22 protein-coding genes are annotated in these 23,954 nt (G+C 64.0%); 4 read left to right on the plus strand and 18 right to left on the minus strand.

The window, feature by feature from the left end:
- Window positions 1–4 precede the first annotated feature (4 nt).
- The 13 genes from V1280_RS07475 to eno form a co-directional block, all read right to left on the minus strand.
- Entirely contained in the window at window positions 5–1,246 is a 1,242-nt protein-coding gene (locus V1280_RS07475) for a threonine synthase (RefSeq protein WP_334521125.1), read from the minus strand.
- A 143-nt stretch (window positions 1,247–1,389) separates the two neighbouring features.
- Window positions 1,390–2,811 carry a dihydrolipoyl dehydrogenase gene (gene lpdA / locus V1280_RS07480; protein WP_334521128.1) on the minus strand — a complete coding sequence of 474 codons (1,422 nt, stop codon included), beginning with the start codon at window positions 2,809–2,811 and terminating at the stop codon, window positions 1,390–1,392.
- A gap of 131 nt (window positions 2,812–2,942) precedes the next feature.
- Window positions 2,943–4,301: a pyruvate dehydrogenase complex dihydrolipoamide acetyltransferase gene (locus V1280_RS07485; protein WP_334521131.1), complete on the minus strand. Its 1,359-nt coding sequence runs from the start codon at window positions 4,299–4,301 to the stop codon at window positions 2,943–2,945.
- Window positions 4,302–4,363: 62 nt separating this feature from the next.
- Window positions 4,364–4,816: a nucleoside deaminase gene (locus V1280_RS07490; RefSeq protein ID WP_334521134.1), complete on the minus strand. Its 453-nt coding sequence runs from the start codon at window positions 4,814–4,816 to the stop codon at window positions 4,364–4,366.
- Window positions 4,817–4,818: 2 nt separating this feature from the next.
- The gene (locus tag V1280_RS07495; RefSeq protein ID WP_148778189.1) at window positions 4,819–5,121 is read right to left on the minus strand and encodes a DUF5076 domain-containing protein; all 303 of its coding nucleotides are present in this window, start codon (window positions 5,119–5,121) and stop codon (window positions 4,819–4,821) included.
- A 3-nt stretch (window positions 5,122–5,124) separates the two neighbouring features.
- Window positions 5,125–6,507, minus strand: coding sequence for a pyruvate dehydrogenase complex E1 component subunit beta (locus V1280_RS07500; RefSeq protein ID WP_334521139.1), 1,383 nt, complete (start codon window positions 6,505–6,507; stop codon window positions 5,125–5,127).
- A 29-nt stretch (window positions 6,508–6,536) separates the two neighbouring features.
- Entirely contained in the window at window positions 6,537–7,559 is a 1,023-nt protein-coding gene (pdhA, locus tag V1280_RS07505; protein ID WP_334521142.1) for a pyruvate dehydrogenase (acetyl-transferring) E1 component subunit alpha, read from the minus strand.
- Window positions 7,560–7,814: 255 nt separating this feature from the next.
- On the minus strand, window positions 7,815–9,191 hold the full coding sequence (locus V1280_RS07510) for a glycerophosphodiester phosphodiesterase family protein (RefSeq protein ID WP_334521145.1): 1,377 nt from the start codon (window positions 9,189–9,191) through the stop codon (window positions 7,815–7,817).
- Between the two features lie 94 nt (window positions 9,192–9,285).
- Entirely contained in the window at window positions 9,286–9,603 is a 318-nt protein-coding gene (locus tag V1280_RS07515) for an FtsB family cell division protein (protein WP_027529774.1), read from the minus strand.
- A gap of 107 nt (window positions 9,604–9,710) precedes the next feature.
- Window positions 9,711–10,262 carry an NADPH-dependent FMN reductase gene (locus V1280_RS07520; RefSeq protein ID WP_334521150.1) on the minus strand — a complete coding sequence of 184 codons (552 nt, stop codon included), beginning with the start codon at window positions 10,260–10,262 and terminating at the stop codon, window positions 9,711–9,713.
- A gap of 370 nt (window positions 10,263–10,632) precedes the next feature.
- Window positions 10,633–11,631, minus strand: coding sequence for an MBL fold metallo-hydrolase (locus V1280_RS07525; RefSeq protein WP_334521153.1), 999 nt, complete (start codon window positions 11,629–11,631; stop codon window positions 10,633–10,635).
- Between the two features lie 110 nt (window positions 11,632–11,741).
- Window positions 11,742–12,881 (minus strand): zinc-binding dehydrogenase, encoded by a 1,140-nt coding sequence (locus tag V1280_RS07530; protein ID WP_334521156.1) that lies wholly within the window; start codon window positions 12,879–12,881, stop codon window positions 11,742–11,744.
- 34 nt (window positions 12,882–12,915) lie between these two features.
- A complete protein-coding gene (eno, locus tag V1280_RS07535) occupies window positions 12,916–14,199 on the minus strand; it encodes a phosphopyruvate hydratase (protein WP_334521158.1) in 1,284 nt (427 codons plus the stop codon).
- Between the two features lie 176 nt (window positions 14,200–14,375).
- Here eno and V1280_RS07540 point away from each other — a divergent pair, with 176 nt between their 5' ends.
- The 3 genes from V1280_RS07540 to modA are packed head-to-tail and all read left to right on the plus strand — an operon-like array spanning window position 14,376 to window position 16,644.
- Window positions 14,376–15,347: a Vgb family protein gene (locus V1280_RS07540; protein ID WP_334521161.1), complete on the plus strand. Its 972-nt coding sequence runs from the start codon at window positions 14,376–14,378 to the stop codon at window positions 15,345–15,347.
- A gap of 30 nt (window positions 15,348–15,377) precedes the next feature.
- On the plus strand, window positions 15,378–15,830 hold the full coding sequence (queF, locus tag V1280_RS07545) for a preQ(1) synthase (RefSeq protein WP_334521164.1): 453 nt from the start codon (window positions 15,378–15,380) through the stop codon (window positions 15,828–15,830).
- Between the two features lie 16 nt (window positions 15,831–15,846).
- A complete protein-coding gene (modA, locus tag V1280_RS07550) occupies window positions 15,847–16,644 on the plus strand; it encodes a molybdate ABC transporter substrate-binding protein (protein WP_334521167.1) in 798 nt (265 codons plus the stop codon).
- Window positions 16,645–16,671: 27 nt separating this feature from the next.
- Here the strand turns inward: modA and V1280_RS07555 are convergent, their stop codons facing one another.
- The 5 genes from V1280_RS07555 to V1280_RS07575 form a co-directional block, all read right to left on the minus strand.
- The gene (locus tag V1280_RS07555; RefSeq protein WP_334521170.1) at window positions 16,672–17,124 is read right to left on the minus strand and encodes a universal stress protein; all 453 of its coding nucleotides are present in this window, start codon (window positions 17,122–17,124) and stop codon (window positions 16,672–16,674) included.
- Between the two features lie 143 nt (window positions 17,125–17,267).
- Window positions 17,268–19,361 (minus strand): methyl-accepting chemotaxis protein, encoded by a 2,094-nt coding sequence (locus V1280_RS07560; protein WP_334521173.1) that lies wholly within the window; start codon window positions 19,359–19,361, stop codon window positions 17,268–17,270.
- Window positions 19,362–19,505: 144 nt separating this feature from the next.
- The gene (locus V1280_RS07565; RefSeq protein WP_334521176.1) at window positions 19,506–20,717 is read right to left on the minus strand and encodes an MFS transporter; all 1,212 of its coding nucleotides are present in this window, start codon (window positions 20,715–20,717) and stop codon (window positions 19,506–19,508) included.
- Entirely contained in the window at window positions 20,717–21,568 is an 852-nt protein-coding gene (kdsA, locus tag V1280_RS07570; protein ID WP_334521178.1) for a 3-deoxy-8-phosphooctulonate synthase, read from the minus strand. The genes V1280_RS07565 and kdsA overlap by 1 nt, the downstream gene beginning before the upstream one ends.
- A 126-nt stretch (window positions 21,569–21,694) precedes the next feature.
- Complete coding sequence (locus tag V1280_RS07575; RefSeq protein ID WP_334521180.1) at window positions 21,695–22,021, minus strand: NIPSNAP family protein; 327 nt, start codon at window positions 22,019–22,021, stop codon at window positions 21,695–21,697.
- 269 nt (window positions 22,022–22,290) lie between these two features.
- Between V1280_RS07575 and V1280_RS07580 the strand changes: the two genes are divergently transcribed.
- The gene (locus tag V1280_RS07580; RefSeq protein ID WP_334521183.1) at window positions 22,291–23,949 is read left to right on the plus strand and encodes a hypothetical protein; all 1,659 of its coding nucleotides are present in this window, start codon (window positions 22,291–22,293) and stop codon (window positions 23,947–23,949) included.
- The last annotated feature ends 5 nt before the right edge of the window (window positions 23,950–23,954 follow it).

The following is a 23,954-nucleotide window of genomic DNA, read 5'->3' on the forward strand; positions in this document are numbered from 1 at the left end:
CGCGCTAGAACTGCGTGTAGTCGATCGGCTTGTGGCGATCCAGCGTGCGGGTGATCGGCGGCAGCGGGTATTTCAGGCCGGTGGCGCAGTTGAACAGCATGACGCGGTCACTCTTCGAGACGCGGCCGTCGGCGAGGCTCTCCTTGTAGGCGGCATAGGTCGCGGCGCCCTCGGGGCACAGCAACAGCCCCTCCTCGCGCGCCACTTCGTTGAGCGCTGCCGAGATCTTGTCGTCGTCGACCGCAATGGCAAAACCCTTGCTCTGCCGCACCGCGCGCAAAATCAAAAAGTCGCCGATCGCCTGCGGCACGCGGATGCCGGATGCGATGGTGTGGGCGTCCTCCCAGCGCGTAGCGTGTTCGGTGCCGGCCTCATAGGCGCGCACCATCGGCGCGCAGCCGGAGGCCTGCACCGCAACCATGCGCGGGCGCTTGCTTCCGATGAAGCCGATCTTCTCCAGCTCGTCAAAGGCCTTCCACATGCCGATCAGGCCGGTGCCGCCGCCGGTCGGATAGAAGATCACGTCGGGCACGTCCCAGCCGAGCTGCTCGGCGAGCTCGAGGCCCATCGTCTTCTTGCCTTCGATACGGTACGGCTCCTTCAAGGTCGAGGTGTCGAACCAGCCGACCTTGGCCTTGCCCTCGCCGACGATCTTGCCGCAATCGTCGATATAGCCGTTGACGCGGTAGACGGTCGCGCCCTGCAGCTCGATCTCGCTGACGTTCACCTCCGGCGTATCGGCCGGGCAGAAGATCGTGGTCTTGATGCCGCAGGAGGTCGCGTAGGCCGCGAGTGCCGCGCCAGCATTGCCGTTGGTCGGCATCGCCATGTGTGTGACCCCGAGCGCCTTGCCCATCGACACCGCCATCACGAGGCCGCGCGCCTTGAACGAACCGGTCGGCAGGCGTCCCTCGTCCTTCACGATGATCTCGCCGCCGCCGAGCTTCTTGCCGAGCTTGGGCAGCCGGATCAGCGGCGTGGTGACTTCGCCGAGCGAGACGATGTCCTTGCATTTGCGCACCGGCAGCAGCTCGCGGTAGCGCCACATGTCGGCGGGGCGTTGGCTAAGCGCGTCCTTGGTCAGCGCCTTCTTCACGCCGGCGAGATCGTAGCGCACCAGCAGCGGCTTGCCGGCCTTGGAGAGATTGTGAACCTCATCGGCCGCGTAATGATCGCCCTCCATCGCGCATTCGAGATGGGTGACGAAGGTGGGCCGTTCGATGGTCAGGTTGTCGTTGTCGTGCATGGGGTGATTTCCTTCTTATTTCCAAACGGCTCTCTCGGCTCGTCATTGCGAGCGCAGCGAAGCAATCCAGAATCTTCCCGCAGAGGCAGCCTGGATTGCTTCGCTTCGCTCGCAATGACGGCGGTGGGCGGCGATGGCGCCCGTCAAATATTCAACACCCGCCCATACGCATCCAGCACGGCTTCCTTCATCATCTCCGACAGGGTCGGATGCGGGAACACCGTGTGCATCAGCTCTTCTTCCGTGGTCTCCAGATTCATGGCGACGACGTAACCCTGGATCAGCTCGGTGACCTCCGCGCCGACCATGTGGGCACCGAGCAGCTGGCCGGTCTTCTTGTCGAAGATCACCTTGACCAGGCCCTGATCCTCGCCAAGCGCGATCGCCTTGCCGTTGCCGACGAAGGGGAAGCGGCCGACGCGGATCTCGCGGCCGTTCTCCTTGGCCTTGGCTTCGGTGAGACCGACCGAGGCAACTTGCGGCTGACAATATGTGCAGCCTGGGATCAGATTCTTGTCCATGGGATGCGGATGCAGGCCTTTGATGGCCTCGACGCAGATCACGCCCTCATGCTCGGCCTTGTGCGCCAGCATCGGGGGGCCCGCGACGTCGCCGATGGCGTAGATGCCGGGGATGTTGGTCTTGCCGTAGCCGTCGATGACGATGCAGCCGCGATCGGTTTTGACGCCGAGCTTTTCCAGCCCGAGATTTTCGATGTTGCCGACGACGCCGACGGCCGAGATCACGCGCTCGAACTCGGTCGTCACAGGCTTGCCCTTGCCGTCGTCGATGGTGGCGACGACGCTGTCGGCCTTCTTCTCCAGTTTTGTCACCTTGGTCGAGGACATGATCTTGATGCCCTGCTTCTCCAGGCGTTTTCGCGCGAGACCGGCAATCTCCGCGTCTTCGACGGGGAGGATCTGCGGCAGCACTTCGACGACGGTGACGTCAGAGCCCATGGTGTGGAAGAACGACGCGAACTCGATGCCGATCGCGCCGGAGCCGACCACCAGCAGCGATTTCGGCATCCGCTCCGGCACCATCGCCTCGAAATAGGTCCAGATCAGCTTCTTGTCGGGCTCGAGCCCGGGCAGCACACGCGGCCGCGCGCCGGTCGCGACGATGATGTGCTTGGCCTGGTAGCTCCCCTCGCCCAGCGAACCCTTCGGGCCCTCGACGTCGGACTTCTTCACGGTGACCTTGCCGGGCGCGTCGATCGCGGCGGCGCCCCAGATCACGCTGACCTTGTTCTTCTTCATCAGGAAGCCGACGCCGTCGTTGAGCCGCTTGGAGACGCCACGCGAGCGCTGCACCACCGCCTTCGGATCGAACGAGACGTTATCGGCCGACAGGCCGTAATCCTTGGCGTGCTGCATGTAGTGATAGATCTCGGCCGAGCGCAGCAGCGCCTTGGTCGGGATGCAGCCCCAGTTCAGGCAGATGCCGCCGAGATAGGATTTCTCGACGATCGCGGTCTTGAGGCCGAGCTGCGCAGCGCGGATCGCGGTGACGTAGCCGCCGGGACCGGAGCCGATGATGATGACGTCGAAGGATGTGTCGGCCATTGCGGCTCCCATTCAACTGAACTTTGTAGGGTGGGCAAAGCGAAGCGTGCCCACCGCCTTCCAACGCTAAGAAATAAGGTGGGCACGGCGCTCCGCGCCTTTGCCCACCCTACGTATTCACCGTCTGCGGCTCACACCATCATCATGACGGGGTTTTCGATCAGTTGCTTGAATGCGCCGATCAGTTCGGCGCCGAGCGCGCCGTCGATGGCGCGGTGATCGCACGAGAGCGTCACGCTCATTATGTTCGCGATCTCGATCTTGCCGCCGCGCACGACGGGGCGCTCCTCGCTGGTGCCGACCGCGAGGATGGTCGCATGCGGCGGGTTGATCACGGCGGTGAAGTGGCTGATGCCGAACATGCCGAGGTTGGAGACGGCGGTGGTGCCGCCCTGGTACTCTTCCGGCTTCAGCTTGCGTGAGCGGGCGCGGGCGGCAAAGTCCTTCATCTCGTTGGAGATGGTCGACAGCGTCTTGGTCTCGGCCTTGCGGATGATCGGCGTGATCAGGCCGCCGGGCATCGCAACGGCAACGCCGACGTCGGAGTGGTGGTGCTTGACCATGCCGGACTCGGTCCAGCTGACGTTGCAGTTCGGGATCTTCTGCAGCGCGACCGCCATCGCCTTGATGACGAAGTCGTTGACCGAGATCTTGTAGAGCGGCTTCTTCTCCTTGTCCTTCGGCGCGGCCGCATTGATCTCCTCGCGCGCGGCAAGGAGTTTGCCGATATCGCAGTCGATGGTGAGGTAGAAGTGCGGGACGTTCTGGATCGAGGCGGTCAGGCGCTGCGCGATCGTCCGGCGCATGCCGTCATGCGGGACGACCTCGTAGGAGCCGGGCTCGAACAGCGACAGGATCTGCTTGTCCGACATGGTCGGCGCGACCGAGGGCGCGGCGGACGGCGCCGCGGCGGGTGCCTTGAGTCCCTTGCCGGACTTGGCCTGCTCGACATCGCGCGCAACGACGCGGCCGTGCGGGCCGGTGCCGGTGACCATGCCGACATCGATGCCGGCTTCCTTGGCGAGACGGCGCGCCAGCGGCGATGAGAACACGCGGCCAGCATGACCGTTGCTCTGCGCAGCGGGTGCGGCAGCCTGCGGTGCCGGAGCAGCGGCCGCAGGCGGCGGCGCAGCCTTGGGCGCGGCAGGCGCAGGAGCGGCGGCCGGCGCAGCAGCGGAAGCTTCAGCGGCCTTGGGCGGCGCGGCCGAAGCGCTGGGCTTGGCGGCGCCCGCGGCCTTCACGTCCTCGCCTTCGCCGGCGAGCACCGCGATCACGTCGTTGACCGGCACGTCCTGCGTGCCCTCGGGCACCAGGATCTTGGCAATCGTGCCCTCGTCGATGGCCTCGACCTCCATCGTGGCCTTGTCGGTCTCGATCTCGGCGATGACATCGCCGGATTTGACCTTGTCGCCTTCCTTCTTCAGCCACTTGGCGAGGTTGCCCTTCTCCATCGTCGGCGAGAGAGCGGGCATCAGGATGTTGATGGGCATGCTGACCTCAAGAAGAACTTTGCAAAATGCCGCCTCCAAAATCGAAGACGAGCAGACCAGGTTTAGTTGCCGATGTCGCCCTGCCACAGGCGCTCATTGGCGGGGATGGAACGCCAATTCTTCATCATGGTGATGGAGCGGTCGTCGGCAAGGTCGATCCAGGGAATTCCGAACTTGTCGAGAATATCCTTAGAGCCCGGGAAGGTGACGGATTCCCCGATCACCACCAGCTGAACCTTGAACAAAGCGAGCGCGCCGGCACACATCGAGCATGGCGACAGCGTGGTGTACATGACGGTGTCATGGAACGAGATCGCGCCGGCTTCGCGCAGGCAGCTCGTCTCGCCATGAAGAATCGGATTGTTCTCCTGCACGCGATTGTTGTGACCGCGGGCGATGATCTTGTTGTCGCGCGTCAGGACGGCGCCGATCGGCAGGCCGCCTTGGGCGATCGAGGCCTCGGCCTCGCGGATCGCTTCCAGCATGAAATCGAAATGATAGGATTCAATCGCCACGATCAGTGTCCCTTCCCGCGCGGTGTCGTCGTGCCGGTATCCGTCGGCCGCTCGATCTCGGCCTGAAACATCTCGAGGATCCGGTTCATGGCGTCCTCCTCGGTGTACTCGCTCTCACGCGCATAGGCGCGTGCGGCGTGGCGGGCGAGATCGACAAGCAGCAGGCCCCACATGTCGGGCTCCTCGAAGGCGCGCTGGAACGCCATCGACAGCCCGCCATCCAGCACGAACACGCGCAGGATTTCGACCGCATCATCGCGGGCGAGGACGTCGGGCGGCAGCGGCTGCTCCTTCGGACCGACCATGGCCTACCTGTAGCAGACGGCTTTGGCGGCCTCGACCACTTCGGCCACCGTCGGCAGCGCGAGCTTCTCGAGGTTCGCGGCATAGGGCATCGGCACGTCCTTGCCGGTGACACGCGCGACCGGCGCATCCAGATAGTCGAACGCGTTTTCCATGATGCGCGTAGCGATCTCGGCGCCGACGCCGCTCTGGGCCCAGCCCTCTTCCACCGTGACGGCACGGCCGGTCTTCTTGACCGAGTTGATGATGGTCTCGGTGTCCATCGGCTTCAGCGTTCGCAGATCGATCACTTCGGCCTCGATGCCGTCCTTGGCGAGCTCGTCGGCAGCCTTCAGCGCATAGGACATGCCGTTCGACCAGGAGATGATGCTGACGTGGCTGCCCGAACGCACGATCCGTGCCTTGCCGATCGGGATCACGAAGTCATCGAGCTTCGGCACCTCGCCGGTGTGGCCGTACAGCATCTCGTTCTCAAGGAAGATCACCGGATTGGGATCGCGGATCGCAGCCTTGAGCAGGCCCTTGTAGTCGGCGGCCGAAAACGGCGCGACGACCTTGAGGCCCGGAACGTTCGAATACCAGGACGCGTAGTCCTGGCTGTGTTGGGCGGCAACGCGCGAGGCCGCGCCGTTCGGACCGCGGAACACGATCGAGCAGCCCATCTGGCCGCCGGACATATAGAGCGTCTTGGCCGCGGAGTTGATGATCTGGTCGATCGCCTGCATGGCGAAGTTGAAGGTCATGAACTCGACGATTGGCTTTAATCCGGTCATCGCGGCGCCGACGCCGACGCCGGCAAAGCCGTGCTCGGTGATCGGGGTGTCGATCACGCGCTTGGCGCCGAACTCCTGAAGCAGGCCCTGGGTGACCTTGTAGGCGCCCTGATATTCGGCGACCTCCTCGCCCATCACGAAGACGTCGGCGTCGCGGCGCATCTCTTCGGCCATGGCGTCGCGAAGCGCTTCGCGGATGGTCTGGGTGATCATCTCGGTGCCGGCAGGCACTTCGGGATCCGGCTCGGCGACAGCCTGCGGCGCAGGCGCGGCCTTCGGCGCGGGCGCTTCCGCCTTGGCGGCGGCGGGCGGAGCAGCCTCCGCAACCGGCTTTGCCGGCGCAGGTGCTTTCGCGAGATCGGCGGCGCTCTCGCCATCGGCGAGGATGGTCGCGATCGGCGTGTTGACGGGAACGTCGGCGGTACCCTCGGCGATCAGGATTTTGCCGAGCGTGCCCTCATCGGTCGCTTCGACCTCCATGGTGGCCTTGTCGGTCTCGATCTCGGCGATCACGTCGCCGGACTTGATCGTCTCGCCCTCTTTTTTCAGCCATTTGGCGAGGTTGCCCTTTTCCATCGTGGGCGACAACGCGGGCATCAGCACTTGAATTGGCATATCGACTCCAAAAGAAAGCTTGCGCGCGCTTAGCGGTAAACGTCGGTCCAGAGCTCGGCGGCATCCGGCTCGGGATCGTGCTGGGCAAAGTCGGCGGAGGCGTTGACGATATCGCGCACCTCGGCGTCGATCGCCTTGAGGTCGGCCTCGCTCACCTTGGCGGCAAGCAGCCGGTTGCGCACCTGCTCGATCGGGTCCTGGTCGTGGCGGACCTTCTCGACCTCCTCGCGCGTGCGGTATTTTGCGGGGTCGGACATCGAGTGGCCGCGATAGCGGTAGGTCTGCATCTCCAGGATCATCGGGCCTTTGCCGGAGCGGCACCAGGCGGCGGCTTCATCACCGGCAGCCTTCACGGCACGGACATCCATACCGTCGACCTGCAGGCCGGGGATGTTGAACGAAGCACCGCGCTTGGAGAAATCCTGCTGCGCCGAAGCGCGCGAGACCGCGGTGCCCATGGCGTAGCGGTTGTTTTCGATGACGTAGATCACCGGCAGCTTCCAGAGCTCCGCCATGTTGAAGCTCTCATAGACCTGGCCCTGGTTGGCCGCGCCGTCGCCGAAATAGGTGACGCTGACGTTGCCATTGCTGCGATAATTGTTGGCGAAGGCGAGACCGGTGCCGAGCGAGACCTGAGCGCCGACGATGCCGTGGCCGCCGTAGAAGTGCTTCTCCTTGCTGAACATGTGCATGGAGCCGCCCTTGCCCTTGGAATAGCCGCCGCGGCGGCCCGTGAGCTCGGCCATGACGCCGTTGGCTTCCATGCCGGTGGCAAGCATGTGACCGTGATCGCGATAGCCGGTGATGACCTGATCGCCCTCTTTCAGGGCCATCTGCATGCCGACCACCACGGCCTCCTGGCCGATATAGAGATGGCAGAAGCCGCCGATCGCGCCCATGCCGTAGAGCTGGCCGGCCTTTTCCTCGAACCGCCGGATCAGGAGCATGTCGCGGAGCGCCTTCAGCTCCTGCTCCTTGGTGAATTCCGGGGGCGAGCCGCCGTTGGTCTTGTCCTGTACAGCGCCTGCGGCGGCTTTCTTGGGTGCGGCCATGGGAATTCCGGGTCAGAGAAATCTAGGTCCTCTCTAACCTAACTCAATCGCGTGTGAAAGCACCGCAGCGGCATGGCACGACTTTCATTATGCCGCACTGCAACGTGGCCGAAACTTTGCAAAACCTTGGGCGCTGATCAGGCAACATTAGCTCGACGCCAACGACAGCTCTGCACGCAGACGAGGCACTGACATCGGACACGCATATCTCGGGGCGCTACGCCCCCGATGCGTGTCCGATTCGTATCGCGGGACTTACCAGCCGAGCTCGCGCAGATACGCCGCGCGGGCGGCAACGCCGGTGTGCGTGAAGTCGGTGAAGACCCCATCGACACCGAGACGGAAGAATTTGAGATATTCCTGGGCCGGATCGGCGTGATAGTCGGCCGCGAGATATTTCTTTTCATTCCGGAACGTGAAGACGTGGACAAACAGGCCGAGCTTGTGCGCGTCGGCGATCAGGCTGGTTGCCTCCTGGGTCGATGCCTCCGGCGTCGAGCCCTTGTAGGGCGTGCCGTCGGCATTGGTATCCTTCCACGCCGCGATCTTGAGCGGAACGATATAGGCCTTCCACGGACCGATGCCGTCGGCATAGGTCTTGATCTCGGCCAGGCCCACGGGCGTCAGCATCGCATCGTACAGGCGCGCATCACCGGCCACCGTCCAGTCGAACGGACGGGAATTGGTGATGTTGTTGAGCAGGACCTTGCCGTTCCTGAGGTCAATGCCGTTGCCGTCGACGAGCTGGACCTGCCGCGTCTCGAGGCCATGGCTGCGCATATATTTCAGGCTGCCGGGCTCGAAGCTCTGGACCAGGATCGGCGCGCCCTTGGTGTTGAGGCCGTTGTCCTTGATGATCTTGATCAGGGCGTCCTCGAGCGGATGACTGCCGGGCGCGCCGCAGCCGTTGGCGATGGCCTGGGCATTGTTCCAGGTCGGGTTCTTGGTTTCCGGATAGACCAGGATGGAGCGCCCCGTCTCCTTGCTCTTCGCCTTGGCGATATCGAGGATGTCCTGGAAGCTGATGACCGGGAATTTGCCGTTGAACACCTTCGGCCGCTCGTTGGCTGCATCGTAGGTGGTGCCGCCGATCCACTCCTTCAGCTCGGCCATGGTGAAATCGGTGATCGACCAGTCGTTGGTGTGATCTTCACCGTCGACGATCAATGACTTCAGCACCGATTTGGGATCGGCCGGATCGGTGAGATCGACGAGGTAGTCTGCGGGCGTTCCAGCGGCAGCCGGCGCCTTGACGCGCACGCCGGGCACCGTGCGCTTGCGGGCCGCGACCGCCGCATTGGTCTTCGCCACCTCGGCCACGTTGGTGTTGTCCGCGAGCCAGGGGTTGTGACGCGCAACCAGCACGCAATCCTTGGTGAGGTGCAGATCCTCTTCGAGCGCGTCGGTCCCGAGCGCCGCGGCGAGATCATACGAGGCCTCGGTCTCTTCGGGCACCAGTCCCGGCACGCCGCGATGTCCGAGGATCAGCGGCGCCTTTCCGTCGACGGTCAGAAAATTCTTGGCACCGGCCGGCGCGACCGTCTGCGCACACGCCATCGACAGCGGCAGGAATGCTGCGCCGAACAGCATCGCTCCAATACGCACGGTTCGTCGGGAACGATTGTTCGTCATGGCAAGCCTCCATCTTCACGGCATCGCATCGATGCCGGGCTTGCCGTCTTGTCTCAAGACTCTGACAGGCAGATGACGGTGGGAGGCGGAGGATTCAGTTTTGCGGGATCATCCGAACGAGATCGTGCGGATTGACATAGTCGAGCTGGAACCGGGCCCGCTCATCCAGCATGTCGGGGTCGATCTTCTCGGTGCGCAGAAGCGACACGCGCTGCTCGCTCCGGGCGCGCTCGCGCTTGAGTTGCGCCAGCTCGCTGGTCAGCGCGATGATCTCCTGGTCGAGTTCCTGACGGGCGTTGAGGCCATACTTGCCGGTATAGGCGTTGACGCCGAAATAGCCGACGATGGCGGCCGCCATCGCATAGAGGGCGAGACCGGTCAGGATCGATTTGAGGCGGGCGCGAGAGACCATTTTGGCAAGATGGGCCAGCTTGGTTAAGGGAGTGCTAATCTCCCCTGCCCGCGCCACCGATCGTCATGCCCGGGCTTGTCCCGGGCATGACGGAGGTTCGAGTCGCCTCAGCCGTGATGCTTGGCAACGTGCGCTGCGAAGGCGTCGATATAGGCCTGAAGCACGGGCTTGAGCGACTCCTTGGCCAGATTGCCCTCGGCATCAAAGGCATCGCCGACGGCGTTCAGGTAGATCTCGGGCTGCTGCATGATCGGGCCGGTGATGCCCGGCAGGATGTTCTGCAGCGTCTTGGCGGCGCTGACGCCACCGAGCGGGCCCGGCGAGTTGGAGACGATGCCGACCGGCTTGCCGTTGAACGAGCTCTTGCCATAGGGCCGCGAGGCGACGTCAATGGCGTTCTTGAGCACGCCCGGGATGGCGCGGTTGTATTCGGGGGTGACGAAGATGACGCCGTCGGACTTCTGCAGCTTCTCGCGGAAGGCCAGCCAGTCAGCGGGCGGCGCGCCCTCGAGATCCTGGTTGAAGAACGAGATGCCCGCGAGCGTGACGACCTCGAGCTTGAGGGAGGCCGGCGCGAGTTTCGCGAGCGCGTTGGCGATCTTCAGCGAGAAGCTGTCCTTGCGCAGGCTGCCGGCGATCACGACGATGTTGTAGGCCATGGATTGTCCTTGGGTGAAACCTTGGGAGGAAGTGCCGGGCGGCACTTAAGCCATCTGGACTGATGGATGCAAGTGCATGAACCGGTCTGGTTTGGAAACGCTAAGTTTCTCGAAAGGAGCCGCGACAGGGTGCAGCGCAATCTGGGCTACGGCAAAGCCGCTAGCCGCGCCGGCCCACTATGCCACCATACCCCTGTTTTGCCCGAGGGAGCAACTCTTATTCGGTATCGCCGAAATCAAAAATCCCAAGCGATCTCTACGGTGCATGGGGTTGTTTTGGGCATTTTTGTTTGGGCGGGCGCAACCGCCGGCCCAAAACAATCGGGCCGCCAAGCGGCGGCCCGATCTTCAGCGTCAGTTTGTGATCCGGTCAGATCGTCGGATTCCATGCCGACGGGATCAATCGATACTTGGCGCCGTCCTTCTCGACATGGCCGACCGATGGGAAGGTGAAGTGGAAGCCAACCACGGTCGCCTTCTCGGCTGCCGCCATGTCGTAGAATTTGTGGCGCGTCTCCTGCGCGAGCGGGCCATCGGTGTCGAAGGCCACGTGCCAATCCGGGTTGCGCAGGAACAGCTCCGGAATGTTGGTGACGTCGGACTGGATCAGCACCTTCTTGTCGCCCGAGGCGACCGCGAACGAGGTGTGACCGGGCGTGTGGCCTGGCGTCGCGATCGAGGTGATGCCGGGCGCGGCCTCCTTGCCCCACTCGTACTTCGTCACCTTGGATTCGAGGCCGGCAAAAGTCTTCTTCACGTTGGCGAAGTAGTTCTTCATCATCTCGCTGGACTGCGCCTTGGCGGCGTTGTCCTCGCTCGTCCAGAACTCCCAGTCCTTCACCGGCACCATGATCTCGGCGTTCGGGAAGGCGAGCGAGCCGTCGGCCAGACGGATGCCGTTGGTATGGTCCGGATGCAGATGCGACAGCAGCACGATGTCGATGCTCTTCGGGTCGACGCCGGCGGCCTGCAGGTTTTGCAGGGTGCGGCCGACCGCGCCCTTGCTGGGCTCCAGATTGGCGACGCCGTTGCCGGTGTCGATCAGCACGAGCTTGGAGCCGGTGTTGATCAGCTGCGGATTGAACGGGACGGTGACCATGCCCTTCGGCATGTAGGCGGCGTCGGCGGCGGCGAGCGCCTCGTCCTTCGGAATGTTGACGACGAACTTGTCCGGCATCGGGAAGCTGCGCGCACCGTCATTGATCGAGGTGCACTCGAAGCTGCCGACCTTGTAGCGGTAGAAGCCCGGCGCCTGCGCGCCGGCTTGCGGCACCGCGGCATTGGTTGCGATTGGTCGCAGTCCAGTGACGGCGGCCGCGCCGACTGCAGCGGCGCCTGCAAACAGGTGACGGCGATTGAGATCGGTCATGGAGATGTCCCCTTCTGAGCGCGTGCGGCTTTTCCGCTTTCAACGCGGCGGAATAATCTCCCGCTTCGCTCAGAAGGCAAGATCTCTTTTGGTTGAGCTGCCGCCGCAGATCACGAAGATTTATTCGGATCGATGAGGAATTTTTCGCCGGTGGCACGTTTGGCGTACACCGCGATGTTGGCGGGATCGAGCGCCTCCTGCAGCGACACCACCTTGGTGTAGTGGCTGGCAAAGGTGGTCTTCAATTCACTCACGACGCGCTGGCGCAGACGTCCGATATCGGCAGGCCCGATCTTCTGCAGGAACGGAGTCAGGAGCCATCCGCCGACACCCCATGCCATGCCGAAGCCACGCGGCAGTTCGATCGGGCGGATATCGAGCCCGCCGTAGACGTAGACCTGCTTGTGCACGCTGGAGCCGTAACGGCTGTATTCCTTCGCGGTCTTGTTAATCGCGATTTCCATGCAGTTGAGAATGTCGCCGGCGAGCTTGCCACCACCGATGGCATCGAAGGCGATGGTGGCGCCGGTCTCGACCAGCGCATTGGTGAGATCGTCGAGGAAATCAGGCACGCTGGAATCGACGACGTGCTTGGCGCCGATCTTCTTCAGGATCTCCGCCTGCTCCTTGCTGCGCACGATGTTGACGAGCCCGATGCCGTCCTTGATGCAGATCTTGTTCAGCATCTGGCCGAGATTGGAGGCGGCAGCGGTGTGCACCAGCGCCTTGTGGCCTTCGCGCCGCATCGTCTCGGTCATGCCGAGTGCTGTGAGCGGATTGACGAACCAGGACGCGCCCTCAGCCGCCGTCGTGCCTTCGGGCAGCGGCTGGCAGTCTCGCGCCTTCAGGGTCCGGTACTGCGCGTACATGGCGCCGCCGATCATCGCGACCGTCTTGCCCATCAGCGCCTTCGCAGCATCCGACGAGCCGGTCTTGATGACGATTCCGGCGCCCTCATTGCCGACCGGCAGGGATTGGTCGAGCCGCGCGCCCATGGCGCGCATCGCACCGTCAGGCACCTTCGCGGTGATGATTGGCGCCTCCTTCGTACCGGACGCCTTGGCCGTGCTCATGTCGGCAGCGCCGACGAGCAGGCCGAGGTCGGACGGGTTGATCGGCGCCGCCTCGATGCGGACGACGACCTCGTCATCCGCGGGCTCGGGGGTCGGCACATCCAGAAGCAGGATCTCGAGCTCACCGCTCGTCTTGATCAGCGAACGCAGTTGCAGTCCGGTCTTGCCGTCGCTCATGTCGATCCTCCCCTGTCCTTGTTCAAGCGCTGGCTTATGCCAGCGCCTTGATTGCCGCCTTGCCGCCGTAGAGCGCCTGCTTGCCGAGCTGCTGCTCGATGCGGAGGAGCTGGTTGTATTTGGCGGTGCGATCGGAACGTGCAAGGGAGCCGGTCTTGATCTGACCGCAATTGGTGGCGACCGCGAGGTCGGCGATGGTGGAATCCTCGGTCTCGCCCGAGCGGTGCGACATCACCGAAGTGTAGCCGGCCTTGTGCGCCATCTCGACGGCAGCGAGCGTCTCGGTCAGCGTGCCGATCTGGTTGACCTTGATCAGGATCGAGTTGGCGCGGCCGGCCTTGATGCCTTCGGCGAGGCGCTTGACGTTGGTGACGAAGAGGTCGTCGCCGACGAGCTGGCACTTATTGCCGATGAGGTCGGTGATCTCCTTCCAGCCGTCCATGTCGTCTTCCGACATGCCGTCCTCGATGGTGACGATCGGATAGCGGCCGACCAGGTCGGCAAGATACTTCGCCTGTTCGGAGATCGAGCGGGTCTTGCCCTCGCCCTCATAGACGTATTTGCCGTCCTTGAAGAACTCGGTCGAGGCGCAGTCGAGGCCGATCACGATGTCGGTGTCCGCCTTGTAGCCGGCCTTGCCGATCGCGTTCATGACGAACTCCAGCGCGGCATCCGCCGACGGCAGGTTCGGGGCGAAGCCGCCCTCGTCGCCGACATTGGTGTTGTGGCCGGCCTTCTTCAGCTCCGACTTCAGCGTGTGGAACACTTCCGCGCCGTAGCGCAGGCCCTCGGCGAAGGAGGACGCGCCCACCGGCAGGATCATGAACTCCTGGAAGTCGATCGGATTGTCTGCATGCACGCCGCCATTGATGATGTTCATCATCGGCACCGGCAACAGCCGCGCCGAGGTGCCGCCGACGTAACGGTAAAGCGGCATGTCGAGCGAGTTGGCGGCTGCCTTGGCGCAGGCGAGCGAGACGCCGAGAATGGCGTTGGCGCCGAGCCGGCTCTTGTTCGGCGTACCGTCAAGGTCGATCATGATCTGGTCGATCTGGGCCTGCTGCTCGACATCGAGGCCGCTCAGGGCCTCGAAGATCTCGCCATTGACGGCGCCGACTGCCTTGGTGACGCCCTTGCCGAGATAGCGGGCCTTGTCGCCGTCGCGCAGTTCGACCGCCTCATGGGCGCCGGTGGAGGCGCCGGACGGCACCGCGGCGCGGCCGAGCGCGCCATCTTCCAGCACGACGTCGACCTCGACGGTGGGATTGCCGCGGCTGTCGAGGATTTCGCGTCCGATGATGTCGATGATGGCGGTCATGATGTGCACTTCCGTTCGTTGGAGCTGATCGGTTCGCCGCGGGTCTTACACGGAGCGCAAGCAAATGTGAACGCTTGGACGGTGTGCTTCGACTGACGCGCGAAGTGCCTCGGACTAAGCTTGACGGCATCTGATCCGCGCGTCCAACCTCAATCTGAAACAGTCGGGGTAACGCCATGAATCGTCGTCAGTTTCTTGTCTCGAGCGCCGCCCTTCTCTTGACCCGCCCAAGTTTTGCGCAAGAAGGCCCGTTCCGGACAAAATTTTTCCCCGTCAGCCCCGGCATCGGCCTGCACGACCTCGCGCCTGCGCCCGACGGCACGGTCTGGTTCACCGCACAGGGCAAGGGCATGCTCGGCAGACTCGACCCGAAGGATGGCACCTTCAAGACAGTCAGCCTCGGCCAGGGCGCGGCCCCCCATGGCGTGACGATCGGACCGGACGGCGCGCCCTGGATCACAGAAGGCGGCCAGAACGCGATTGCACGGGTCGACCCTGGCGATCTCAAGGTCACCCTGTTGCGCCTGCCGGAAAAGTTCGCATACGCCAATCTCAACACCGGCGTGTTCGACAAAGCCGGCACCTACTGGTTCACCGGGCAGTCCGGCTATTACGGCCGGCTGACACCGCAATCCGGCGATTTGACGTTGTTCAAGGCGCCGAAGGGCGTCGGCCCCTACGGCCTCACCGTAACGCCCAAGGGCGACCTCTGGTATGCCTCGCTCGCCGGCAGCTATATCGCGAAGATCGATCTTGCGACCGGCAACGCGACCGTCGTCGAGCCACCGACGCCCAATCAGGGCGCACGGCGGGTCTGGTCGGACTCCAAGAGCCGAATCTGGGTCAGCGAGTGGAACAGCGGGCATGTGTCGGTGCACGACCCCGCTGATGGCTCCTGGAGGACCTGGAAGCTGCCGGGCGACCGTCCCCGCACCTACGCAGTCTACGTCGACAACAAGGACAAGGTCTGGTTGACCGATTTCTCGGCCAACGCGATCGTGCGATTCGACCCCGCCACGGAGAAATTCATCAGCTTCCCGAGCGACCGCGCCAACGCCAATGTCCGCCAGCTCGACGGCCGGCCGGGCGAGCTCTGGGGCTGCGAGTCCGGCAACGACAGGGTGGTCATGATCCAGACGATCGCCTAAAGAAGCGTCCCCAAAAGGACGCGAAGCACGATGGCGAAGAAACCACTCCAACTCGGCCGTGCGGTCGAATGGCCGCACACACCGGAAGAAGCCCAGCTCGATCGTGTGCCCAATCCGCAGAAGGGCACGGACTATCTGGTGCGCTTCACCGTGCCGGAATTCACCTCGATCTGCCCGGTGACGGGCCAGCCGGATTTCGCCCATCTGATGATCGACTACGCACCCGGCCAGTGGCTGCTGGAGTCGAAGTCGCTCAAACTCTACATCGCGAGCTTCCGCAATCACGGCGCCTTCCACGAGGACTGCACCGTGATGATCGGCAAGCGCATTGCTTCCGAGATCAAGCCGAAATGGCTTCGTATCGGCGGCTATTGGTACCCGCGCGGCGGCATCCCGATCGACGTGTTCTGGCAGACCGGCCGAGTGCCGAAAGGCCTGTGGGTGCCCGAGCAAGGCGTCGCGCCCTATCGCGGCCGGGGCTAGTTGGAGACCAATGACGATGACATCGATATCCGCGAAATTCCGTGGCGTTGCTTTGGGCCTTCTCGGCGTCCTGTGGCTGGCTGGCCCGTCCCACGCTGCCGAAGTCCGCGTGATGATCTCGGGCGGATTGACGGCTGCTTATCAGGCGCTCGTGCCGGAATTCGAGAAAGCCACCGGCAACAAGGTGCTGACCGCCTACGGGCCGTCGATGGGCACCACCACCAATGCGATTCCGGTCCGGCTCGAGCGCGGCGAACCGGCGGACGTGCTGATCATGGTGGGCTACGCGCTCACTGATCTCGTCAACAAGGGCAAGGTCGTGGCCGGCAGCCAGGTCGACCTGACTCGGTCGCCGATCGGGGTCGCCGTGAAGTCGGGCGCGCCGAAGCCGGACATCAGTTCGGTCGACGCGGTCAAGCAGGCGCTCCTGGCTGCGAAGACGATCGCCTATTCCGACAGCGCCAGCGGCGTCTACGTCTCGACCGAGATGTTCGACAAGCTCGGCATCACTGAGGCCATGAAGGACAAGGCGCGAAAGATCCCGGCAACTCCGGTCGGCGAGATCGTCGCGCATGGCGAGGCCGAGCTCGGCTTCCAGCAGATCAGCGAACTGAAGCCCGTAAAGGGCATCGACATCGTAGGCGCCCTGCCGAAAGAAATTCAGCAGATCACGATCTTCTCGGCCGGGATCGCCACCGTCTCGAAAGAACAAGAGGCCGGCCGGGCGCTGATCAAATTCCTCGCCTCCCCCGCGGCGCGCGACGCGATCATCGCCAGCGGCATGGAGCCGATCTCGGCTGACGGAGCGAAATAGCGCCCCAGCCGACCGAAGTGGCAGCGACTACGGCACGACCAAGACCGGAACGCTTCCGTTGACGAGAACTTCGGATGTCTGACTTCCCAGAAACAGTTTTCTGAGGCCGCGCCGGCCGTGTGAGGCCATGACGATCAAGTCGCAGCCTCTGGACTTTGCGGTTTCGACAATCGCGGTGGCTGGGTGCGCATTCGGGACGTGTAGGAGTTCTACCGACAGCCCGATCCGCTCTGCCATGGACCGAGCTTGATCCAGCACTTTGCCCGCGTGTTGCTTGCAGGCTGCGTCAAAATGATCGATCTCTTCCTTCGAAGGAATCCATCCTGAATCGTGTCCGCCGCCATAATCGATCGGCTGCGGTTCAGTCACGGTGACGATGGTCGCTTTGGCATTCAAGGCTTTCGCCAGAGCAATCCCATGCTCAACGCCTTTTCTTGCGACGTCCGAACCATCGGTGCTCAAGAGGATATTGGCGTACATTCGGTGGCTCCCTTGCTGACTGCCCCGCAAGTGATGCCGCCGAATATGGTCCGATCCCGGCCTCCGGTCTATCCGCTTTTATTTCAATCTCGATATCTTGGCCCGTCGTAGCAGGCTTACGAACCGCGCTTCCGCTCCGCTGCTTACGCCACTTCACGCACCCTGCTGATGAAGCTGTCCACCTCGCCCGTGAGCGATGACGACTGGCTCGACAGGTCTGCAGCCGCCTTCAGCACGCCGGAGGCTGCGCGGCCGGTCTCGTTGGCCGCCGACGAGACGGTTGCGATGTTGCGGGTCACGGTCGAGGTCGCTTCGGCCGTGTGCTGCACGGTGTTGGCGATCTCGGCAGTCGCCTTGTTCTGCTCTTCGATCGCGGCGGCGATGACGCGGTTGATGCTGGATACTTCCTCGATGGTCTTGACGATGCCGTCGATGGCGGAGACTGCCTTCTGCGTCGCGCCCTGGATCTCCGTGATCTGGGTGCTGATTTCCTCCGTGGCCTTCGCAGTCTGCGCGGCGAGGTTCTTCACCTCACTCGCCACGACTGCAAAGCCGCGTCCGGACTCGCCGGCGCGCGCAGCCTCGATCGTCGCGTTGAGCGCCAGCAGATTGGTCTGGCCCGCGATCGAGGTGATGAGACCAATGACCTCGCCGATGCGGTCGGCGCCGTCGGCGAGCGCACGCATGGTGCTGTCGGTCTCCTTGACGGTGACGACCGCATGCTCGGTGGCGCGGCTCGCCTGCTCGACCTGGCGGTTGATCTCGCGGATCGAGGCATTGAGCTCCTCGGCCGCAGCTGCGACCGTCTGCACGCCACCGCCGACCTGGTCGGCCAGCGTCGAGGCCGAGCCGGCCTGGGCCTGGGCTTCCGCCGCCGTGCCCGACATCGAGCGCGCCGTCGTCTCCAGCTCGCCTGACGCGCTCGACAATGTCTGCACCATCTGGCCGATCCGGCTTTCGAACTGGCGCACGAGACCCGTGAGCTCGCTCGCGCGCTTCTCCTTGTCGGCGCGCTCGGCCGCCTGATCGCCCGAGAGACGCTCGGCGTTGATCATGGCGCCCTTGAACACCTGCAAGGCCGACGCCATGCGGCCGATCTCATCGTTGCGGTCGAGGCCCGGCACGTCGCTGGCGAAATCATGGCCGGCAAAGCGCGTCATCACGCCGGTGATCGCGGTCAGCGGACGGATCACGCGGTTGCGCATCAGCATCAGGCCGCCGATCATCAGCGCCAGCGAGGCCGGCATCAGGAGACCGAACAGGATCAGGCTGAAGCGGGCGCGCGAGGCGCCCTCCTCGGCCCGAGAAATCATGTTGGCGAGCGCGGTCTGCGTGACGATGACAACGTTGTTGGCGCCAACCAGCTGACGATCGCGATAGTCGATGCCGGCAACGCCGGCGGGCTCACCGGCGAGCAGCTTGGTCGCAATCGCATTGCGTTCGTCGCTGAGCGCGCCGGAGATTTCCGGCTCGGCAGTCCGGATCGCCTGCAACAGCTCGGGCGAGGCCACGTTCGGGCTGAGGTCGCGCACCGCCAGCCAGGACTGCTGGATGCGGCCGCGCAGATCGGCGAAGGTGACGCCGTCGGCCGCGGTCCAGGTCTTGTTGGCCAGGATCGAGGAGAACTGGACGAGAATGGTCTGGCCGGCATTGGCGCGGGCCTGCCAGGCGGCCTGCTTGGCGATCAGGAGGCGATCGACCACGGAGTCGATCAGCGTCATCGCGTTGTCGACATGGGCGGTGACGTCGCCGATCGCATCCATGAAGCCGTCGCTGATCTTGGCCCAGCTCGGCTGCAGGCTCGCTTCACGCGCGCCCTTCTCCTGCTTCAACGCAGTGATCGCGCGCGGCCGCAGCTCCTCGAGCTGCGCCCAGATACCGCGGAGCTTGTCGAGCTTCTCGTTGAGACCGGGCGCATCGACCGAGGCGAGGCTCTGCAAGGCCTGCGCGTAATTCTTCTGCACGGTGGCGCGCTGCTCGGCGAGGCTGCTCATGACGCTGTCGGGCGCGGGCGCGGCGGAGGCCAGATAGCTCAGCGTGTCACCGCGCTCCAGGCGAAAGATCACCAGCGTGTTGGTCAGGTCGCGGCTCGCAATCGTGAGCGAGACGATGCGGTTGCTGTCCGAATAGCGCGTCACCGCCAGCTTCAGCGCGTAGGCGCAGATGACGACGAGGATGAGACCGAGAGACCCAACCACCGCCCCGAGAATGCGGGCGACCGAGCGCTGCTTTTGCATCGACTGATCCATAGATGTTGCCGCCGGCTAGCGGTTTGGGCGGCACTCTACGGAGCGAACAGTGAGATTTGGCTTAAGACTGAATGGATTTGGGCTACCGCCACCCCACGGGAAAATACGGGGATCGGTAGCGAAATACTGACCTCAGGTACGCGCGTCGGACGGTGCCCGCGGCTTGAGCAGCGCGGCGCAGGCAAGGCCCAGCAGCACCATCAGCACGGCACTCGCGACCAGGGTCGGCGCCTTGCCGGTGTGCGCTAGCCCGACCCCGTAGGCGAGCGGACCGACGGTCTGGCCCATGAAGAAAAAGAACGAGTGCAGCGACATCGCCGTCGCCCGCGCCTCGACCGACAGCTCGCTGGCGAATACCTGCAGGCAGCCATGGATCATGTAGAAGCCCCAGCCCATCAGCAGCATGATGGCGAATTGGACCTTCCAGCCGGGGCCAGCGGAAAGCGCAGCGAGCTGGAGCGCGACGAGGCTCGCGCCTGCGATCATCATGCCCTTGACGCCCAGTCGCGGTAGGAAGCGCGAGACCGTGAACGTGTAGAACAGCCCGCCGACCGCGAACCCCGCGATCACGATGCCCGCGATCGACAGCGAGGTCTCGCCGAGGTCGAACAGCAAGGCGGCGATGAAGGGAAACAGGCCGAACACGCAGCAGCCCTCGACGAACACGGCAGAATAGCAATAGCGCGCGTTGGGATTGGCGAGGATGGTGCGATAGCCCTGCCGCAGGGTCTTCAGATCGCTCTTCGGTGGCGCTGTCAGGGCGGCGCCGCGAAAGCCCGCCGCGACCGCGACGGCCGCGATCAGCCCGAGCGCACCGATGATCACGAGCACGCCGCGCCAGCCGACGAGATCGCCGATGATGCCCGAGGCGGTCGCGCCGAGCAGATTGCCGGTCATCGAACCCGCCAGCGTGCGTCCGATCGCCACCTGTCGCTTCGCCGGCGCGACGAGGTCGGCAGTGAGGCCGAGCGCAACCGGGAACACGCCACCCGAGGCGATGCCCGCGAGCATCCGGCTCGCGAACAGGCCCGAGAAGGAGGTCGAGAGCGCGCCCAGAATGCAGGCGACGCCGAGCAGCGCCAGGCACAACGTCATCAGCCGCGCCTTGCCGAACAAATCGGCCGCCGCGCCGACGATCGGCTGGATCAGCGCGTAGATCAGGGCATAGCCGGCCGCGATGCTCGCCGCCGTCGTGATGCTGATCGAAAACTCCTCGGCGACATGCGGCAGGACGGGATCGAGCGCGCGCGTCGACAACGCCGCCGAGAAGCTCGCGAGCGCGATGATGTTGATCGCAGGCGGAAACCTCTGGTCGGACGACGGCCTGGCCACGGGCTCGTGCATCAGCGCGCTTGGCCCTTGGCTACCGCGTCAAAGGCCATCAGCGTGCGAATGAGCCCTTCGAACTCGCGCAACGGCACCATGTTGGGGCCGTCGGAAGGCGCGCGATCCGGATCGGGGTGAGTCTCGATAAAGACACCGGCGACGCCGACGGCGACGGCCGCGCGCGCCAGCACTGGCACGAATTCGCGTTCGCCCCCGGAGGACGCACCCTTCCCGCCTGGCTGCTGCACCGAATGGGTCGCGTCGAAGATCACGGGCGCGCCGATCGTGCGGGCCATGATCGGCAGCGCGCGCATGTCGGAGACCAGCGTGTTGTAGCCGAAGGAGGCGCCGCGCTCGGTGACGAGCACGTTGGGATTGTTGGCGCCGGTGATCTTGCTCACGACATTCGTCATGTCCCAGGGCGCAAGGAATTGTCCCTTCTTGACGTTGACGACCTTTCCGGTTGCGGCCGCGGCCAACAGCAGATCGGTCTGCCGGCACAGGAAGGCCGGGATCTGCAGAACGTCGACGGCCTGCGCGACGTCGGCGCATTGCGCGGCATCGTGCACGTCGGTCAGCACAGGCAGACCGAGCGAGGACCGGATCTCGGCGAAGATCGGCAGCGACTGCGCCAAGCCGAGGCCGCGTTCCGCCGAGGCGCTGGTGCGGTTGGCCTTGTCGAAGGAGGTCTTGTAGACGAGGCCGATCTTCAGCCGCGCGGCGATCTCCTTCAGCGCGGAGGCGACCTCCAGCGCATGCTGACGGCTTTCGAGCTGGCAGGGTCCTGCAATGATCGAGATCGGCAGATCGTTGCCAAACTTGACCGTGCCGACGCTGACGACCGGGGCCGCGGATGATGAAGAGCTCAAGGCCAATTCCCTCGTTTCGCCGCGACCATAGCGGTGATGAGGGGCCGATCAACCCCATTCGGCCCGGGCTATCAGAATATCAGGGTTGCGCGAGAGGTCCCCGTCGCAACCCATGCCGGACAGGCGCTATTTCACCGATGAGAAGGCGGTCGGGGTCAGGAGCTGGCTGACGATGTTGCCGACGATCTGGCCGTCCGCTTCGCTCTCGGCGCGTGCTTTCATCCAATCCGGGTCGGTCATGAACTTCCCCCACTTCGCCTCGCGATCGGCAAGCGACTCCCAGGCCAGGAAATAGGTCAGCTCCTGGTTGGATTCACCGATCAGCGTCGTGAAGAAGCCGGCCTGCTTGATGCCGTGCTTCTCCCACAGCTTCAGCGTCGCGGTCTCGAACCGCTTCAACAGCGCCGGCAGGCGGCCGGGCAGGCAGCGATAGACGCGCATCTCGTAGATCATCGTTGTTTTCCTCCCTGAACAGGTGCGGAGGTTATAACAATCGGCCTTGATGCTGTCTTGAGCCCTGCCCGACCGCCCCCGCGGCGTTTCGCGCATGGCTCCCCGGAGATGAGCGCTAAACGCGCGATGACTGCAAGATCAAGCGCGGGCTCAATAGCGCTCGGCCGCTGTTCTTGATAATGTCGAAGCTTGGTTTTTGCGCGTCAGCCGCTACGAACACCCAGATGCAATCGGCGACGCGGCCGAAGCGATCAAAGGAGGTGGAAGCGATGACCTATTTTGATCTCGGACCGTACAGCCGCAAAATCACCACGTCGTCGCCCGATGCACAGCTCTGGTTCGACCGGGGACTCAATTGGGTGTTCGGATTCAACCACGGCGAAGCAATCAAGTGTTTTCATAAAGCGCTCCATTACGACAGCAATTGTGCGATGGCGCACTGGGGCATCGGGTACGCCGCGGGCCCCAACTACAACCTGCCCTGGGTTCGCTATGATCCGCACGGCCGTCAACTCGCGCTCTCGGCATCATACGACGCGACGCAGAATGCTCTCGCGCATGCGGGCAACGCAAGCCCGGTCGAGCACGCGCTGATCCATGCCTTGGCTGCGCGGTATCCTCGACGTGAGGCGCTCGAGGACATGGCGCCGTGGGACAAGGCTTTTACGCACGAGATGCGCCGGGTCTTCGGGACATATTCCGATGACCTCGAGGTCCGTGCCATCTTTGCCGAAGCGATCATGAACGAGACGCCGTGGCTGATGTGGGACCTGGTCTCTGGAAATCCCACCAAGGGAGCCGGCACCGAGGAATGCCGGGCGGTTCTCGAACAGGCTTTCGACATGCTGCCGGCTGCTTGGGATCACCCCGGGCTGCTGCATCTCTACGTCCACCTCATGGAGATGTCGCCCTTCCCGCAACGGGCGATGCGGGCCGGCGACCGGCTGCGCGCGATCATGCCCGACAGCGGACATCTGATCCACATGCCGACACATCTCGATGTGCTGTGCGGGCAGTACAATGACGTCCTGCTCTACAATCGGAAAGCGCTGGCGACCGACCGAAGGTTCCTCGCCTATTCGGACGATCCAGGTGTCTACCTAGTCTACGTCATTCACAACTTTCACTTCGCGATCTACGGCGCGATGTTCCTGGGCCAATATGCCCCCGCCATCGCGGCAGCCGAGGAACTCATTGCGACCGTTCCCGAACCGGTCCTGCGCGTTCAATCGCCTCCCATGGCGGACTTCCTCGAAGGATACCTGACGATGAAGCAGCACGTTCTCGTGCGCTTCGGCAAATGGCACGACATCATTGCACAGAGGCTGCCGGAGGATCGCGAGCTATACTGCTCAGTGACCGCCATGATGCATTATGCCAAGGCGGTGGCTTACTCGGCGCTTGGCCGCGTTGCGGACGCCGAAACTGAAAAAGCGCTGTTCGCGCAGGCGAAGACGCGCGTGCCGGAGAGCCGGCTCGTGCACAACAACAAGGTCGTCAACCTGCTCGGCGTGGCCGAAGCCATGCTGAATGGCGAACTGGAATACCGGAAGGGCAACCACGACATTGCGTTCGCAGAGCTGCGCAGATCGATCGCGCTCAGCGATGCCTTGCCCTATGACGAGCCTTGGGGGTGGATGCAGCCACCGCGCCACGCACTCGGCGCGCTGCTTCTGGAGCGGGGACGGATCGAGGAAGCGGAGGCCGTGTACCGTTCCGATCTCGGCCTCGACGGAAAGCTAAGCCGGGCCTGTCAGCACCCCGACAATCTGTGGTCGCTTCACGGATTGCACGAATGCCTCGTGCGGCGTGGCGACAATACCGAGATGCCGTTGATCAAGCAGCGGCTTGATCTTGCCCAAGCGCGCGCGGAGGTACCGATCAAGGCATCCTGTTTCTGTCGCAGGCTGGACATCGCAGCCGCGTAGCCGGC

Origin of the sequence: Bradyrhizobium sp. AZCC 2230, from assembly GCF_036924495.1 — a bacterium.
Classification (GTDB): Bacteria; Pseudomonadota; Alphaproteobacteria; order Rhizobiales; family Xanthobacteraceae; genus Bradyrhizobium; species Bradyrhizobium rifense.

Excerpts from the sequence above, each read along its gene's own strand:
- lpdA (WP_334521128.1), bottom strand. The coding sequence starts at position 2,811 with ATGGCCGACACATCCTTCGACGTCATCATCATCGGCTCCGGTCCCGGC.
- V1280_RS07510 (WP_334521145.1), bottom strand. The coding sequence starts at position 9,191 with ATGACGAACAATCGTTCCCGACGAACCGTGCGTATTGGAGCGATGCTG.
- V1280_RS07565 (WP_334521176.1), bottom strand. The coding sequence starts at position 20,717 with ATGCACGAGCCCGTGGCCAGGCCGTCGTCCGACCAGAGGTTTCCGCCT.
- queF (WP_334521164.1), top strand. The coding sequence starts at position 15,378 with ATGGCGAAGAAACCACTCCAACTCGGCCGTGCGGTCGAATGGCCGCAC.
- V1280_RS07515 (WP_027529774.1), bottom strand. The coding sequence starts at position 9,603 with ATGGTCTCTCGCGCCCGCCTCAAATCGATCCTGACCGGTCTCGCCCTC.
- V1280_RS07525 (WP_334521153.1), bottom strand. The coding sequence starts at position 11,631 with ATGACCGATCTCAATCGCCGTCACCTGTTTGCAGGCGCCGCTGCAGTC.
- V1280_RS07495 (WP_148778189.1), bottom strand. The coding sequence starts at position 5,121 with ATGGTCGGTCCGAAGGAGCAGCCGCTGCCGCCCGACGTCCTCGCCCGC.
- V1280_RS07485 (WP_334521131.1), bottom strand. The coding sequence starts at position 4,301 with ATGCCCATCAACATCCTGATGCCCGCTCTCTCGCCGACGATGGAGAAG.
- pdhA (WP_334521142.1), bottom strand. The coding sequence starts at position 7,559 with ATGGCCGCACCCAAGAAAGCCGCCGCAGGCGCTGTACAGGACAAGACC.
- V1280_RS07575 (WP_334521180.1), bottom strand. The coding sequence starts at position 22,021 with ATGATCTACGAGATGCGCGTCTATCGCTGCCTGCCCGGCCGCCTGCCG.
- V1280_RS07475 (WP_334521125.1), bottom strand. The coding sequence starts at position 1,246 with ATGCACGACAACGACAACCTGACCATCGAACGGCCCACCTTCGTCACC.
- modA (WP_334521167.1), top strand. The coding sequence starts at position 15,847 with ATGACATCGATATCCGCGAAATTCCGTGGCGTTGCTTTGGGCCTTCTC.
- V1280_RS07555 (WP_334521170.1), bottom strand. The coding sequence starts at position 17,124 with ATGTACGCCAATATCCTCTTGAGCACCGATGGTTCGGACGTCGCAAGA.
- eno (WP_334521158.1), bottom strand. The coding sequence starts at position 14,199 with ATGACCGCCATCATCGACATCATCGGACGCGAAATCCTCGACAGCCGC.
- V1280_RS07530 (WP_334521156.1), bottom strand. The coding sequence starts at position 12,881 with ATGAGCGACGGCAAGACCGGACTGCAACTGCGTTCGCTGATCAAGACG.
- V1280_RS07540 (WP_334521161.1), top strand. The coding sequence starts at position 14,376 with ATGAATCGTCGTCAGTTTCTTGTCTCGAGCGCCGCCCTTCTCTTGACC.
- V1280_RS07500 (WP_334521139.1), bottom strand. The coding sequence starts at position 6,507 with ATGCCAATTCAAGTGCTGATGCCCGCGTTGTCGCCCACGATGGAAAAG.
- V1280_RS07580 (WP_334521183.1), top strand. The coding sequence starts at position 22,291 with ATGACCTATTTTGATCTCGGACCGTACAGCCGCAAAATCACCACGTCG.
- V1280_RS07560 (WP_334521173.1), bottom strand. The coding sequence starts at position 19,361 with ATGCAAAAGCAGCGCTCGGTCGCCCGCATTCTCGGGGCGGTGGTTGGG.
- V1280_RS07520 (WP_334521150.1), bottom strand. The coding sequence starts at position 10,262 with ATGGCCTACAACATCGTCGTGATCGCCGGCAGCCTGCGCAAGGACAGC.